Source organism: Dietzia sp. DQ12-76, assembly GCF_014145045.1.
Taxonomy (GTDB): domain Bacteria; phylum Actinomycetota; class Actinomycetes; order Mycobacteriales; family Mycobacteriaceae; genus Dietzia.
Genome location: NZ_JAALDV010000074.1, coordinates 1 through 13,664 on the forward strand (window position 1 = coordinate 1; position 13,664 = coordinate 13,664).

Sequence of the window (13,664 nt, forward strand, 5' to 3'; positions counted from 1 at the left end):
CCTCACACCCGATCCGGGACGGATCGGCCCTCGATGACTCAGGCCTTGTCGGTGTCCTCGCTGGTGGCGTGGGTCGTGTCCTCGGACACGGCGTCGGCGGTCTCCTCGGCGGTGTCCACGTCGGCGTCGTCCGCGGCCTCGACCTGATCGGCGATCGGGCTGTTGGCCTCGGCCTCGGCGGTCACCTCGTCCGTGGTCTCCTCGGCGGGCTCCGCCGGGGCCGCGGCCTTCTTGGAGGCGGCGGCACGGGTGGCACGGGAGGCCTCGGCGGAGGCGAGCTCCTCGGTGACGAGCGCGATCATCGCCATGGGCGCGTTGTCGCCCTTGCGGTTCTCGAGCTTGACGATCCGGGTGTAGCCGCCGTCGCGGTTCGCGACCCGGGGGCCGATCTCGGCGAACAGCTTGTGCAGGACGTCCTTGTCGCGGATGACCTTGGCGGCCTCACGACGGTCGGCCAGCGTGCCACGACGGGCCTTGGTGATGAGCTTCTCCGCGTACGGACGAAGCAGCTTCGCCTTGGTCTCCGTGGTGCGGATCGCATCGTGCTCGAACAGCTGGGTGGCCAGGTTCGAGAGGATGAGCCGCTGGTGGGAAGCGGATCCGCCGAGGCGGGCGCCCTTCTTGGGCTTGGGCATCAGATTCTCCTAGGAATGGTGTGCTGAGAGCTCGTCAGAGCTGCTCGGTCTCGGCGTAATCCTCGCCACCCTCGTCGGTCCACGTGCCGGTCTCGGCGTCGTAACCGGCGACCGAGGCGGGATCGAACCCGGGGGGCGCATCCTTGAGCGACAGGCCGAGCTCCACGAGCTTGACCTTGACCTCGTCGATCGACTTCTGACCGAAGTTGCGGATGTCGAGCAGGTCGGACTCACTGCGCGCCACGAGCTCGCCCACGGTGTGGACTCCCTCTCGCTTGAGGCAGTTGTAGGACCGGACGGACAGGTCCAGGTCGTCGATCGGCATGCCGTAGGCGGCGATGTGATCGGCCTCGGCCGGGCTGGGCCCGATCTCGATGCCCTCGGCCTCGTCGTTGAGCTCCCGCGCCAGGCCGAAGAGCTCGACCAGGGTCTTGCCGGCGGACGCCAGGGCGTCACGCGCGGTGATCGAGTTCTTGGTCTCGACGTCGAGGACCAGGCGGTCGAAGTCCGTGCGCTGGTGCACACGGGTGGCCTCGACCTTGTAGGTCACCTTGAGCACGGGCGAGTAGATCGAGTCGACCGGGATACGGCCGATCTCGTGTCCCGCGTCCTTGTTGAGCCCGGCGGGGACGTACCCGCGACCGCGCTCGACGACCAGCTCGATCTCCAGGCGCCCCTTCTCGTTGAGGGTGGCGATGTGCAGGTCCGGGTTGTGCACCTCGACGCCCGCGGGCGGGACGATGTCGCCGGCGGTGACGGCGCCCGGGCCCTGCTTCTTGAGGTACATGGTGACCGGCTCGTCCTCGACGGACGAGACGACGAGGCCCTTGAGGTTCAAGATGATGTCGGTGACATCCTCCTTGACGCCCGGCACGGTGGTGAACTCGTGCAGGACACCCTCGATACGGATGCTGGTCACGGCCGCGCCCGGGATGGACGACAGCAGCGTGCGACGCAGCGAGTTCCCGATGGTGTAGCCGAAACCGGGCTCGAGGGGCTCGAGCACGAACCGCGAGCGGTTCTCGGAGACGACCTCCTCGGTGAGTGTGGGCCGCTGGGAGATGAGCATGTGCTACCTCTTTCGATTCTCGGCGTCCGCTATTTGACGCCGTAGTAACCCACCGTCGCCGGGAGGGCCGCGATGTGCGGCCCTCCCGGCGACGAGGGAGGACGGATCACTTCGAGTAGAGCTCGACGATCAACTGCTCCTGCAGCGGCACGTCGATCTGCGCGCGCTCGGGGAGCTGGTGGACGAGGATGCGGAGCGTCGTGGGGACGACCTGCAGCCACGCCGGGACGGGACGCTCGCCGAGGCTCTCCTGGGCGATCTCGAACCAGTCCATCTTGGTGGACTTGGGACGGACGTCGATGATGTCGTACTGCGAGACCCGGTAGCTCGGGATGGTCACCTTCTGGTCGTTGACCCGGAAGTGGCCGTGGTTCACGAGCTGGCGTGCCTGGCGACGCGTCTGCGCGAGACCCGCGCGGTACACGACGTTGTCCAGACGCGACTCGAGGATCTGGAGGAGGTTCTCACCGGTCTTACCGCCGCGGCGGTTGGCCTCCTCGTAGTAGCGACGGAACTGCTTCTCCATCACGCCGTAGGTGAAGCGGGCCTTCTGCTTCTCCTGCAGCTGCGTGCGGTACTCGGACTCCTTGATCCGCGCGCGGCCGTGGTGGCCGGGCGGGAAGGGCCGACGTTCGAATGCGGTGTCCCCACCGACGAGGTCCACGCCCAGACGGCGGGACTTGCGGGTGACAGGGCCGGTGTAACGTGCCATGGTTCTCTACGTTCCTTCCGGCTCAGACTCGACGCCGCTTGGGCGGACGACAGCCGTTGTGGGGCTGGGGGGTGACATCGGAGATCGTGCCCACCTCGAGGCCTGCGGCCTGGAGTGAACGGATCGCGGTCTCACGACCCGAACCCGGGCCCTTGACAAAGACGTCGACCTTCTTCATGCCGTGCTCCTGCGCCTTGCGGGCCGCGTTCTCGGCGGCGAGCTGAGCGGCGAAGGGCGTCGACTTGCGCGAGCCCTTGAACCCGACGTGGCCCGAGGACGCCCAGGCCAGAACGGCACCGGACGGATCGGTGATCGAGACGATCGTGTTGTTGAACGTGCTCTTGATGTGGGCCTGGCCGTGAGCGACGTTCTTCTTCTCCCTGCGACGGCCCGTCTTCTTGGGGCCCGCAGCGCGTGACTTGGGGGGCATTACTTCTTCTTTCCGGCGACGGTCTTCTTCGGGCCCTTACGGGACCGGGCGTTGGTCTTGGTGCGCTGTCCGCGGACGGGCAGACCCCGGCGGTGGCGGATGCCCTGGTAGCTGCCGATCTCGATCTTCCGGCGGATATCGCCCTGGATCTCACGGCGGAGGTCACCCTCGACCTTGTAGTTGCCTTCGATGTCGTCACGAAGGACGGTCAGCTGCTCGTCGGTGAGATCCTTGGTGCGCAGGTCCGGGCTGATCCCGGTCCGCTCGAGGATCTCGACGGCCCGCGTGCGACCGATGCCGAAAATGTAGGTGAGCGCGATCTCCATACGCTTGTCGCGTGGGAGATCGACGCCGGCAAGACGTGCCATGTGGCGTTTCTCTTTCGTCGTGCGGTAGGTCTGCTCCCCGACCGTCCCCGCTGGCGCATGGTCATCTCACGATGAGCATCCGTCCGGGGCCCTGGCCTCCGCATCCAGGGGTGTGGTACCCGCCTCGCCGACGATGCGGGAAGCGGCTGGTACGGGGAGTTGAGCGATTTACTTGTAGCGGTAGACGATCCGACCGCGGGTGAGGTCGTACGGCGACAGCTCGACGACCACGCGGTCCTCGGGAAGGATGCGGATGTAGTGCTGCCGCATCTTCCCACTGATGTGCGCCAGGACCTTGTGTCCGTTCTCGAGCTCGACGCGGAACATTGCGTTCGGCAACGGCTCGACAACCCGGCCCTCGACCTCGATGGCTCCGTCTTTCTTTGCCATGCTGGTAACGGTCCTCCACGATTCCCCGGATGTCATCTACCGGATTCTGGTGCACTGGTGGGCACACCGACGTATAAGCCTACGTCAGTGCGCGGTGCAGTGCCAATCGGCGGTCATCCGTAGCAGGCGCGTCCCGCCGGGACCCCGTCGAACCGTTCCTGCAGCCAGTTCATCGCCGCCGGCAGCTTCTCCACCGCGCCGAGGAGATGCTCGGGCGCCAGGCCCGGCTCCCAGGTCAGCGGGGTCCCCTCGCGGCAGTAGCGCGCAGCGGTCTCCTCCGCGTCCCAGAAGGGCACCAGCGGGTCGGTCCGGGAATGCCACATGAACACCGGCACGCGGGGGGCGACCGGCGACAGTCGCACGCTGTTCTCGGCGAACGCGCGCATCAGACCCTCCTCGGCGACCAGGTCTCCCCCCTGCAGGACCAGCGGCACGGAGCGGAACGCGCCGAAGAACAGCAGGGAGGCCGTGCACCGCCCCTTCATCTGCTCGAACAGCGCCCAGCCCTCGGGGGTGAGTCTGTCCTCCAGTCGGATGTCCTCCGGGTATTCCCGGGCCATCCCCACGGCGGCGGCGAAGGCCAACCCGAACGCCGGGTGCGGCCCGTTGCCGATCATCCGGGCCATCGTCGTCATGTCCGTCGGGATACCGCCCTGCGCGACGCCCACGAGGTTGACGTCCGGCGCGTAGTCGTGGTGCATGACCGAGACCCAGGCACTGGCGATGCCTCCGCCGGAATACCCCAGCGCGCCGAAGCGGCTGTCCCGGGCGTCGAAGCGGGGGTCGTCGCGCACCGCCCGCATCCCGTCCAGCACGATCCGCGCGGACAGTTGACCACCGGGGTAGGCCACCTTGGGCCCGAGATGGTCGGGAATGATCACCGTCCACCCCTGGTCCAACCGGACGCGGAGGAACGCCATCGCGTTGTCCTGCGCGGTCTCCAGGGTCGGGTTGACCAGGGTCTCCGTGGGGGCGCACCGCTGGCCGAGGGCGTTCAGGTAGTGCTGGTAGCTCAGGACCGGCCCGTTGGGTCGGGCGTGGGGCGGCCGGACCACCGTCGCCGTCGCGAGGATCGGACGATCCCGGGTGTCGGTCGACCGGTACGCGATCTCCGTCACCTCGTACCCGGCGAACGCCGGCATGGTCACGACGCGGGTGTTGATCACCTCACCGAGTGCCGCTCCCGCGAGCACCGCGGGGTCGGCGTGATAGAACGGCGCCGGCTGCGGGTCCTCCATGAGGGATCCCGTTCCGCCCTCCATGACCGACTGGGCCCCCGCCGAGGGGGCTGGTCCCGTGAGCTGGGCCAGGATCACGAGCACCGCGAGGGCGGCCGCGATCGCCGCGCGCGTCGAGGTGGTGGTTCGGCGCACGTGTGGGTGAACGGGCATGCCCTGACCTTTCGGGCCGGTGGTCGACAGTGGGAACACCCTAACCCGGACCCGTCTGCCACCGGCACGGCTCCCCCGGGCGCCGCCCGGTCCGTACGGGACTCAGTCTCGGGGGCGGGGGGTGAGCACCCGTGGGCCGTGGGCGGTGACGGCGACCGTGTGCTCCCAGTGCGACGACGGCGAGCCGTCGACCGTGACGACGGTCCAGTCGTCCGCCAGGGTCCGGGTGTCGGTTTCCCCACCGAGAACCAACATCGGCTCGACGGCCAGGACCGACCCCTCCTGGAGCCTCGGCCCCTTGCCCGGCTTGCCCTCGTTGGCGAGGAAGGGCCACTCGTGCATCTCACGCCCGATCCCGTGCCCACCGAACCCGTCGACGATGCCGAGGGCGACGCCGTGGCGCTGTTCCGCGCGGCGGGTGGCGAGCTCGAGGGCATGGGAGACGTCGGTCAGCCGGTTTCCCGGCGACATCGCCAGGATGCCCTCCTCGAGGACCTCGCGGGTCGCCTGGTTGAGGAGGGCGACATCGGGGTCCAGCTCGCCGACGCCGAAGGTCCAGGCGGAGTCCCCGTGCCACCCGTCGAGGATGGCGCCGCAGTCGACCGAGACCAGGTCACCCTCGCGGAGCACGGTGGCCGATCCCGGGATACCGTGCACGACCACCTCGTTGACCGAGGAACAGATCGAGCCGGGGAAGCCCTCGTACCCCTTGAACGAGGGCACCGCGCCGGCGTCCCGGATCAGTTGGTCGACGAGCTCGTCGAGATCCGCTGTGGTCGCGCCGGGCACCGCGGCGTCGCGGGCGGCCACGAGCGCGCGACCGACGATCCGGCCGGCCGCCTCCATCGCGTCCAGCTCACCGGGGGTACGCGCGGTGACGACGCTGGTGCGCGACCGGCCGAACACGTCGGATCAGCGATCCAGCGCGGCCAGGGCGCGCGCGTTGATCTCGTCCACCTCGCCCACCGCGTCGACGGTGGTGACGTCCGCGCCGTAGTACTCGAGAAGGGGTGCGGTCTCGGAGCGGTACACCGCCATGCGGTTGCGGATCACGTCCTCGGTGTCGTCCTCGCGGCCACGGGCCAGCATCCGCGCGACCACGGTGTCCTCGTCGACCTTGAACTCGATCACGGCGTCGAGCTCCTGACCCGCCGCGGCGAGCATCTCCTTGAGCGCGTCCGCCTGCTCCACGCTGCGGGGGTACCCGTCGAGCAGGAAGCCCTCCGTGGCGTCGGGCTCGGCGATACGGGCCTCGACCATCCGGTTGGTGACGTCCGCGGGAACGAGGTTCCCGGCGTCGATGTAGGACTTGGCCTCCATGCCGAGGTCCGTCCCCTGCGAGATGTTGGCGCGGAAGAGATCACCCGTGGAGATGTGCGGCACGCCGAGCTTCTCGGAGAGCAGGGCCGCCTGGGTTCCCTTGCCGGCACCGGGAGGGCCGAGGAGGACGAGACGCATGGTGAGGACCAGCCTTTCTACAGTGTGATGTGCTCGGGGTCGCGAACGCCTACTTGAGGAAGCCCTCGTAGTTGCGCTGCATGAGCTGCGCCTCGATCTGCTTCACGGTGTCGAGACCCACGGACACCATGATGAGCACAGCGGTGCCACCGAACGGCATGTTCTGCATGTCACCACCCCCACTGCCCATGTCGAGGAAGATGTTGGGCAGCACGGCGATCAACCCGAGATACAGCGATCCGAACAGCAGGATCCGGTTGAGCACGTAGCCGAGGTACTCGGCCGTCGGGCGCCCCGGGCGGATGCCCGGGATGAACCCGCCGTATTTCTTCATGTTCTCGGCCTGCTCCATCGGGTCGAACTGGATGGCCACGTAGAAGTACGCGAAGAAGATGATCAACGCGAAGTACAGCAGGATATAGCCCCAGCTGGACGGGTTCTGCAGGTACTGCATGACGTAGCGCTGCCAGAAGCCGTCCGCCGCCGGCTCGGGACCCTGGATCAACTGGGTGATGAGGATCGGCACGTACATCATCGAGGACGCGAAGATCACCGGGATGACGCCGGCCTGGTTGACCTTGAGCGGCAGGTAGGTGGAGGTGCCCCCGTACTGACGCCGGCCGACCATGCGCTTGGCGTACTGGACCGGGATTCGACGCTGGCCCTGTTCGACGAAGACGACCGCGACCACGATCAGGACCACCGCGAACATGACCGCCGTGAACTTGAGCGTCGAGGAGTTCTGGTAGATGTTGACGCCCTCGGCGGGGATCCTCGAGGCGATGCCGGCGAAGATCAGGAGCGACATGCCGTTGCCGACCCCGCGGTCGGTGATGAGCTCACCGAACCACATGACGAGAGCGGCGCCGGCTGTCATCACGATGACGATGGTGACGAGCGTCAGGATGTCGTTGTCCATGAGGACCGACTCCCCGTTGCCCAGCAGCTGCCCCCGGTCGGCCAGGGCCACGATGCCCGCGGACTGCAGAAGGGCGAGCGCGATGGTGAGATACCGCGTGTACTGCGTCATCTTGGCCTGACCGGACTGCCCCTCCTTCTTGAGCTGCTCGAAGTAGGGGATCACCACGGTGAGCAGCTGCACGATGATGCTCGCCGTGATGTACGGCATGATGCCGATCGCGAACACGGACAGCTGCAGGAGCGCCCCGCCGGAGAACAGGTTGACCAGGGAGTACAACTGCGCGTTGTCTCCGGTCAGGGCGGTGTCGAGCAGGCCCCGGAGCTTGGGGTAGTCGACACCGGGCGACGGGATCTGCGCGCCGATGCGGTAGAGGATGATGATCCCGAGGGTGAAGAGGATCTTCTTCCTCAGGTCCCGGTCCTTGATCGCGGACGCGAGTGCGGAGAGCACATGTCCTCCTGGTCATGGACGGCCCGTGGCCGCCACCTTCGTCGAATGCCGATGCGTCGGGGAGGTCAGACCGGCGGCAGTGAGCCGGGCCCCGAACGCACAACAAGAAAAACTGTATCAAGATGAGTGCAGGGGCCGGATCCGAGACTCTCGGACCCGACCCCTGCACCCGTCAGCCGGTCCCCTCACGGGGACCGTCGGGGACTCAGGCCCCGGCCTCCGACACGCTTCCGCCGGCGGCCTCGATCTTGGACTTCGCCGACGCGGAGACCTTGTCGGCGGCCACGGTCACGGCCACGGAGATGTCCCCGTCGCCCAGGACCTTGACCGGCTGGTTCTTGCGGACGGCGCCTGCGGCGACGAGCTCGGCCACGCCGACCTGCCCACCGGAGGGGAACAACCGCTGGATGTCGGACACGTTGACGACCTGGAAGACGACCTTGTTGCGGTTCTTGAAGCCCTTGAGCTTCGGGAGCCGCATGTGGATCGGCATCTGGCCACCCTCGAACGCCGCGGGGACGTTCTTGCGTGCCTTGGTGCCCTTGGTACCGCGACCGGCGGTCTTGCCGCCCTTACCGCCCTCACCACGACCCACGCGGGTCTTGTCGGTGTGGGCGCCGGGTGCCGGGCGCAGGTGGTGCAACTTGATGGTCATGCTCACTCCGTCTCTTCGACCACGACGAGGTGGTTCACGACGTTGATGAGACCCCGTGTCTGGGCGTTGTCCTCACGGACGACCGTCTTCCGGATGCCCTTGAGTCCCAACGTCCGCAGGGAGTCCTTCTGGTTCTGCTTGGTCCCGACCGTGCCGCGGACCTGGGTGATCTTGAGGTTGGCCATGATCTACGCCCCCTGTCCGGCACGTGCGCGGAGCATGCCCGCGGGAGCGACGTCCTCGATGGGCAGGCCGCGGCGGGCCGCGACCTCCTCGGGACGATGCAGACCCTTGAGCGCTGCCACCGTCGCGTGAACGACGTTGATGGCGTTGTCCGACCCCAGCGACTTGCACAGGATGTCGTGCACGCCGGCGCACTCGAGGACGGCGCGCGCGGCGCCGCCGGCGATCACACCGGTACCCGGAGAGGCCGGGCGGAGCATGACGACGCCCGCAGCGGCCTCACCCTGGATCGGGTGCGGGATGGTGGAGCCGATGAGCGGGACGCGGAAGAAGTTCTTCCGTGCCTCCTCCGACCCCTTCTGGATCGCCGCCGGCACCTCCTTGGCCTTGCCGTACCCGACGCCGACCATGCCGTTGCCGTCGCCCAGGATCACGAGGGCGGTGAAGCTGAACCGCCGACCGCCCTTGACGACCTTGGACACGCGGTTGATGGTCACGACGCGCTCGATGAACTGTGACTTCTCGTCGTCGCGGCCCCCGCGACGATCGTTTCCGCCACGGCCGCGGCCCCCGCCGCCGCTGCGGCCGGCCTGGGCGTTGTCGTTGGTGGTGGTGGTCTTGTTGTCCGCGGCGGGCCCGGTGCCGCCGTCACGACGCTGACGTCCCGGCATCAGACGGTCCTTCCGTTAAAGGTCAGTGCAGTGGTGTTGGTCATCAGAACTCCAGCCCACCCTCGCGGGCGGCGTCGGCCAACGACGCGATCCGGCCGTGGTACTTGTTGCCACCACGGTCGAACACGACGGCGTCGATGCCGGCTGCCTTGGCGCGCTCGGCCAGGAGCTGGCCGACCTTGGCGCTGCGGTCCTTCTTGTCGCCCTCGAGAGTGCGCACCTCGGCCTCGATCGTCGACGCCGCGGCCAGCGTGTGGCCGGCCTGGTCGTCGATGATCTGGGCGTGGATGTGACGCGAGGACCGGTTGACGACCAGCCGCGGACGCTGGGGGGTGCCGGCGACCTTCTTGCGGAGGCGGTAGTGGCGCCGGGCGCGGCTGACTCGACGCGCCGTCGAGACATCGGTACCCAGCGGGGAACGCTTCTGTGTGCTGCTCATGGTCACTTACCCGTCTTTCCGACCTTGCGACGGACCTGCTCGCCCTCGTAACGGATGCCCTTGCCCTTGTACGGGTCGTGCTTCCGCAGACGCTTGATGTTGGCGGCGATCTGGCCCACCTGCTGCTTGTCGATCCCGGAGATCGAGAACTTCGTGGCCCCCTCGACGGCGAAGGTGATGCCGTCGGGTGCCGCGATCGGCACGGGGTGCGAGTAGCCGAGGGCGAACTCGAGGTCCTGGCCCTTGGCCACGACGCGGTAGCCCACGCCGAAGATCTCCATCTTCTGCACGTACCCCTCGGTGACTCCCACGACCATGTTGTTGACCAGGGAACGGGAGAGACCGTGCAGGGAGCGGTTGTCGCGGTGGTCGTCGGGACGGTTCACCGTGAGGGTGCCCTCCTCGACCGTCACCGTGATCGGTGCGGGCAGGTCCTGGGTGAGCTCACCCTTGGGACCCTTGACGGTGATCGTCTGGCCGTCGACCTTGATGTCGACTCCGGACGGAACGGTGATCGGAGCCTTGCCGATACGTGACATATCTCGCCCCTTACCAGACGTAGGCGAGGACTTCCCCGCCCACCTTCTTGTTGTTCGCCTGACGGTCCGTGAGCAGACCCTGGGAGGTCGAGATGATCGCGATACCGAGGCCGCCGAGGACCTTGGGCAGGCCGGTGGACTTGGCGTACACGCGGAGACCCGGCTTGGAGACTCGCTTGATGCCCTGGAGGCTGCGCTGGCGCGACGGGCCGTACTTGAGGTCGATGGTGAGCTTCTTGCCCACCTCGGCGTCCTCGACGGTGTAGTCGCTGATGTAACCCTCTTGCTTGAGGATCGCCGCGATGTTGCCCTTGAGCTTGGAATGCGGCATGGAGACGGTGTCGTGGAACGCCGAGTTGGCGTTACGCACACGCGTCAGCATGTCCGCGATGGGGTCGGTCATCGACATGGAGTTACCATGTTCCTTTCTCGTCACGGTTCCCATGCAGCACGGTCCGCGCCGACCTGTGGGCCGGCCCCGTCCGTCGTGGGCCTATCACGAAGAGTTCGAATGTTCGGTTGTGTGGGTGCCGCCGATCGTCGCCGATCTGGAGCGGAACCCGCCGTGCGTGACGCTCTTCTCGTCATTCACGACCCGACGGCTGGGCCGTCTGCCCGCCGCCGGGGACCCGCTGGATGCGGTGCCCCGACGCGGACGGCCGGTCCGGCCCGAGGAGGGGGTCAGTCCTCCTTGAAGGGGAAGCCGAGGTGCTTGAGCAGCGCCCGACCTTCTTCGTCGTTCGTCGCGGTGGTGACCACCGTGATGTCCATGCCCCGGGGGCGGTCGACCTTGTCCACGTCGATCTCGTAGAACATGGTCTGCTCGTTGAGGCCGAAGGTGTAGTTCCCGTGACCGTCGAACTGCTTGCCCGACAGGCCGCGGAAGTCGCGGATACGCGGGAGGGCGATCGTCGTCAGGCGATCGAGGAACTCCCACATGCGGTCACCGCGGAGCGTCACACGGGCGCCGATGGGCATGCCCTCGCGGAGCTTGAACTGCGCGATGGACTTGCGGGCCCGACGGACCTGCGGCTTCTGGCCGGTGATGAGCGTGAGGTCGTTGATGGCGCCGTTGATCAGCTTGGCGTCACGGGCGGCGTCGCCGACGCCCATGTTGACGACGACCTTGACGACGCCGGGGATCTGCATGACGTTCGCGTACTCGAACGTCTCGTTCAGCGCCGGCCTGATCTCGGAGCTGTACCGGGCCTTGAGGCGCGGGGTGTACGCGGTGGGAAGTGCGGTGTCGGTCATGGTCACAGGTCCTTCCCGGTCTTGCGCGAGACCCGGACGCGCTTACCGTTCTCGTCGGTGCGGATTCCGACGCGCGACGGGGTGCCGTCGGCGTCCACGACCATCACGTTGGACACGTGGATCGGGGCCTCCTGCGTGACGATGCCACCGGAGGAGGCACCACGCTCGGCAGCCGAGTTGGCGGTGTGCTTCTTGATGCGGTTCACGCCCTCGACGAGAACCTTCTCCTGCGCCGGGTAGGCCTGGATGACCTTGCCCTTGGCGCCCTTGTCCTTGCCGGCGATGACGAGCACCGTGTCGCCCTTGTGGACCTTCATGTCAGAGCACCTCCGGAGCCAGCGAGACGATGCGCATGAACTTCTTGTCGCGCAGTTCACGACCGACGGGCCCGAAGATGCGGGTCCCGCGCGGGTCGTTGTCGTTCTTGATGATGACGGCGGCGTTCTCGTCGAACTTGATGTACGACCCGTCCGGGCGACGGCGCTCCTTGGCGGTGCGCACGATGACGGCCTTGACGACCTCACCCTTCTTGACGTTGCCACCGGGGATGGCGTCCTTGACGGTGGCGACGATGATGTCGCCCACGCCGGCATAGCGACGCTTGGATCCACCGAGAACGCGGATGCAGAGAATCTCCTTGGCACCCGTGTTGTCGGCGATCTTGAGTCGCGACTCCTGCTGGATCATGGTTCTCCTGACCAGGCTTGTTCAGATGTGTGCCGGATTCCGACCCGACACACGCGGTCATGTCGCCCCGGCCGGATCTCTCGACTCGGCCACCACGGGCAACTGTTCCAGTGTAGGGCTCCCGGTGGCCGGGCCCCAAATCGGCGTCAGCCGCCGAGGGAGCCGGCCGATCCGGTCGACCCCAGCGACCCCGCCGAGCCGGCGGAACCGGGATCCACTCCCCCGGACGCCGGCCGGGCGCTCGGGACCGCCGGCGCCAGACCCGACAGGATGTGATCCATCCCCGGCAGCATCTGGGTCACGAAGACGGGCCAGTTGTGGATGCCGGTCGGCATGTAGTTCATCCGCAGATCGACCCCCGGGACCCCCGCGAGTTCGGACTCGAGCCGCCTGGTGCTCTCGTAGGAGCCCTTCTCCAGGATGTGCCCGTCCACCAGGATCATCTCGTTGCTGCCGAAATGACCCAGCTCGGCCGAGCCCACCCGACCCGTGGCGGCACTGAGGTACACGGTCTTGCCGGCGAGGCCGGACGGGTCGGACACCGTGTCGTGGTCCCGCCACGCCTGGGAGCCCCGCGGGCCCCACATGTTGGTGACGTCGCCGTTCCGCGCGGCCACGGTCAACCGTGCGTACTGGTACCCGAGTTCGTCGGTCGTGGAATAGGCCCCGCTGACCCCGGCGACGGCGTCGAACATGCCGGGGTTCGTGTTGGCCAGATGGACGGCGGCGGACGCGCCCATCGACAACCCCATCACGCCCCAGCTGCCGTTGTGCGCGAGAGGCGCGGCCGCGCCGGGCAGACCGGCCTCCAGCAACGGGGGCAACTCGTCGATCAGGAAGGTCTCCCACATGTTCGGCCCCAGGACCGGGTCGTCGGACTGCCAGTCCGACCACATGGAGGCCGGAGCGCCCGTCGGCGCGATCACGTTGACCGCGCGGTCGCGCAGGGCCGGGTCGCCCCAGCCCATGCCGGTGCTCCACCCCGACGGGGATTCGCTTCCCACGCCGTCGAGGAAATACACGTTCGGCGCGTCCACGCCGTCCGGCGCCCGGTACACCTCGACCCGGACGGTCCGCTGCATCGATGCCGATGTGACGGTCCAGACCTCCGCCCGGCGGTCGACGGGGTTCAGCGACCCCGGGAACAGCGGGGCGATGTCGCGCACCGTCGTCTGCGTGATCGAACCGTCGCGCGTGGAGACGGGCCCCGAGGGCGATTGGGAGCTGCCCGGGCGGGGGAAGTCACCGGACCCGGCCGCGGCGACCGAACCGAGCACGGACGTCAGCGGGATGGGGGCGCCCAACTGCGTGAGGGCGGCGACGCTCAGTGACGGGACCCCGAGCAGGCTGCCCGGTGCGACGCTCGGCACCAGGGATCCGGGATCGAGGCTCTGCGCCCCCGCCGTCCCCG

The 13,664-nt window shown here is 67.9% G+C and carries 20 protein-coding genes; all 20 read right to left on the bottom strand.

Annotated elements, in window-relative coordinates; genetic code table 11:
* Positions 1-38: 38 nt before the first annotated feature.
* Complete coding sequence (rplQ, locus tag G6019_RS03635) at positions 39-635, bottom strand: 50S ribosomal protein L17 (RefSeq protein WP_182627054.1); 597 nt, start codon at positions 633-635, stop codon at positions 39-41.
* 34 nt (positions 636-669) lie between these two features.
* Positions 670-1,704: a DNA-directed RNA polymerase subunit alpha gene (locus tag G6019_RS03640; protein ID WP_017838218.1), complete on the bottom strand. Its 1,035-nt coding sequence runs from the start codon at positions 1,702-1,704 to the stop codon at positions 670-672.
* 106 nt (positions 1,705-1,810) lie between these two features.
* The gene (rpsD, locus tag G6019_RS03645) at positions 1,811-2,416 is read right to left on the bottom strand and encodes a 30S ribosomal protein S4 (RefSeq protein WP_107757048.1); all 606 of its coding nucleotides are present in this window, start codon (positions 2,414-2,416) and stop codon (positions 1,811-1,813) included.
* Positions 2,417-2,438: 22 nt separating this feature from the next.
* Complete coding sequence (rpsK, locus tag G6019_RS03650; protein WP_017838216.1) at positions 2,439-2,846, bottom strand: 30S ribosomal protein S11; 408 nt, start codon at positions 2,844-2,846, stop codon at positions 2,439-2,441.
* Positions 2,846-3,214 carry a 30S ribosomal protein S13 gene (gene rpsM / locus G6019_RS03655; RefSeq protein ID WP_017838215.1) on the bottom strand — a complete coding sequence of 123 codons (369 nt, stop codon included), beginning with the start codon at positions 3,212-3,214 and terminating at the stop codon, positions 2,846-2,848. Before rpsM ends, rpsK begins: the two co-directional genes overlap by 1 nt.
* A gap of 168 nt (positions 3,215-3,382) precedes the next feature.
* Positions 3,383-3,604, bottom strand: coding sequence for a translation initiation factor IF-1 (gene infA / locus G6019_RS03660; RefSeq protein WP_010541191.1), 222 nt, complete (start codon positions 3,602-3,604; stop codon positions 3,383-3,385).
* Between the two features lie 113 nt (positions 3,605-3,717).
* Positions 3,718-4,995, bottom strand: coding sequence for a lipase family protein (locus G6019_RS03665; protein ID WP_194305419.1), 1,278 nt, complete (start codon positions 4,993-4,995; stop codon positions 3,718-3,720).
* Positions 4,996-5,097: 102 nt separating this feature from the next.
* Positions 5,098-5,901: a type I methionyl aminopeptidase gene (map, locus tag G6019_RS03670; protein WP_107757049.1), complete on the bottom strand. Its 804-nt coding sequence runs from the start codon at positions 5,899-5,901 to the stop codon at positions 5,098-5,100.
* 6 nt (positions 5,902-5,907) lie between these two features.
* Entirely contained in the window at positions 5,908-6,453 is a 546-nt protein-coding gene (locus tag G6019_RS03675) for an adenylate kinase (RefSeq protein WP_107757050.1), read from the bottom strand.
* 49 nt (positions 6,454-6,502) lie between these two features.
* A complete protein-coding gene (secY, locus tag G6019_RS03680; protein WP_107757051.1) occupies positions 6,503-7,825 on the bottom strand; it encodes a preprotein translocase subunit SecY in 1,323 nt (440 codons plus the stop codon).
* A 205-nt stretch (positions 7,826-8,030) separates the two neighbouring features.
* Positions 8,031-8,480 (bottom strand): 50S ribosomal protein L15, encoded by a 450-nt coding sequence (gene rplO / locus G6019_RS03685; RefSeq protein ID WP_017838210.1) that lies wholly within the window; start codon positions 8,478-8,480, stop codon positions 8,031-8,033.
* 2 nt (positions 8,481-8,482) lie between these two features.
* Entirely contained in the window at positions 8,483-8,665 is a 183-nt protein-coding gene (gene rpmD / locus G6019_RS03690) for a 50S ribosomal protein L30 (protein WP_017838209.1), read from the bottom strand.
* 3 nt (positions 8,666-8,668) lie between these two features.
* Positions 8,669-9,334 (bottom strand): 30S ribosomal protein S5, encoded by a 666-nt coding sequence (gene rpsE, locus G6019_RS03695; RefSeq protein WP_107757052.1) that lies wholly within the window; start codon positions 9,332-9,334, stop codon positions 8,669-8,671.
* 43 nt (positions 9,335-9,377) lie between these two features.
* Positions 9,378-9,773, bottom strand: a complete 396-nt coding sequence (gene rplR / locus G6019_RS03700; protein ID WP_107757053.1) for a 50S ribosomal protein L18 — start codon at positions 9,771-9,773, stop codon at positions 9,378-9,380.
* Positions 9,774-9,775: 2 nt separating this feature from the next.
* Positions 9,776-10,312, bottom strand: coding sequence for a 50S ribosomal protein L6 (rplF, locus tag G6019_RS03705; RefSeq protein ID WP_107757054.1), 537 nt, complete (start codon positions 10,310-10,312; stop codon positions 9,776-9,778).
* A gap of 10 nt (positions 10,313-10,322) precedes the next feature.
* Positions 10,323-10,721, bottom strand: coding sequence for a 30S ribosomal protein S8 (gene rpsH / locus G6019_RS03710; RefSeq protein ID WP_107757055.1), 399 nt, complete (start codon positions 10,719-10,721; stop codon positions 10,323-10,325).
* A 272-nt stretch (positions 10,722-10,993) separates the two neighbouring features.
* Positions 10,994-11,566, bottom strand: coding sequence for a 50S ribosomal protein L5 (gene rplE / locus G6019_RS03715; RefSeq protein ID WP_107757056.1), 573 nt, complete (start codon positions 11,564-11,566; stop codon positions 10,994-10,996).
* Between the two features lie 2 nt (positions 11,567-11,568).
* Complete coding sequence (gene rplX / locus G6019_RS03720) at positions 11,569-11,883, bottom strand: 50S ribosomal protein L24 (RefSeq protein ID WP_017838203.1); 315 nt, start codon at positions 11,881-11,883, stop codon at positions 11,569-11,571.
* 1 nt (position 11,884) lies between these two features.
* Complete coding sequence (rplN, locus tag G6019_RS03725) at positions 11,885-12,253, bottom strand: 50S ribosomal protein L14 (protein WP_095717592.1); 369 nt, start codon at positions 12,251-12,253, stop codon at positions 11,885-11,887.
* A gap of 146 nt (positions 12,254-12,399) precedes the next feature.
* Positions 12,400-13,664 (bottom strand): alpha/beta hydrolase (locus G6019_RS03730; protein WP_182627056.1); only part of this gene is annotated, 1,265 nt, incomplete at its 5' end.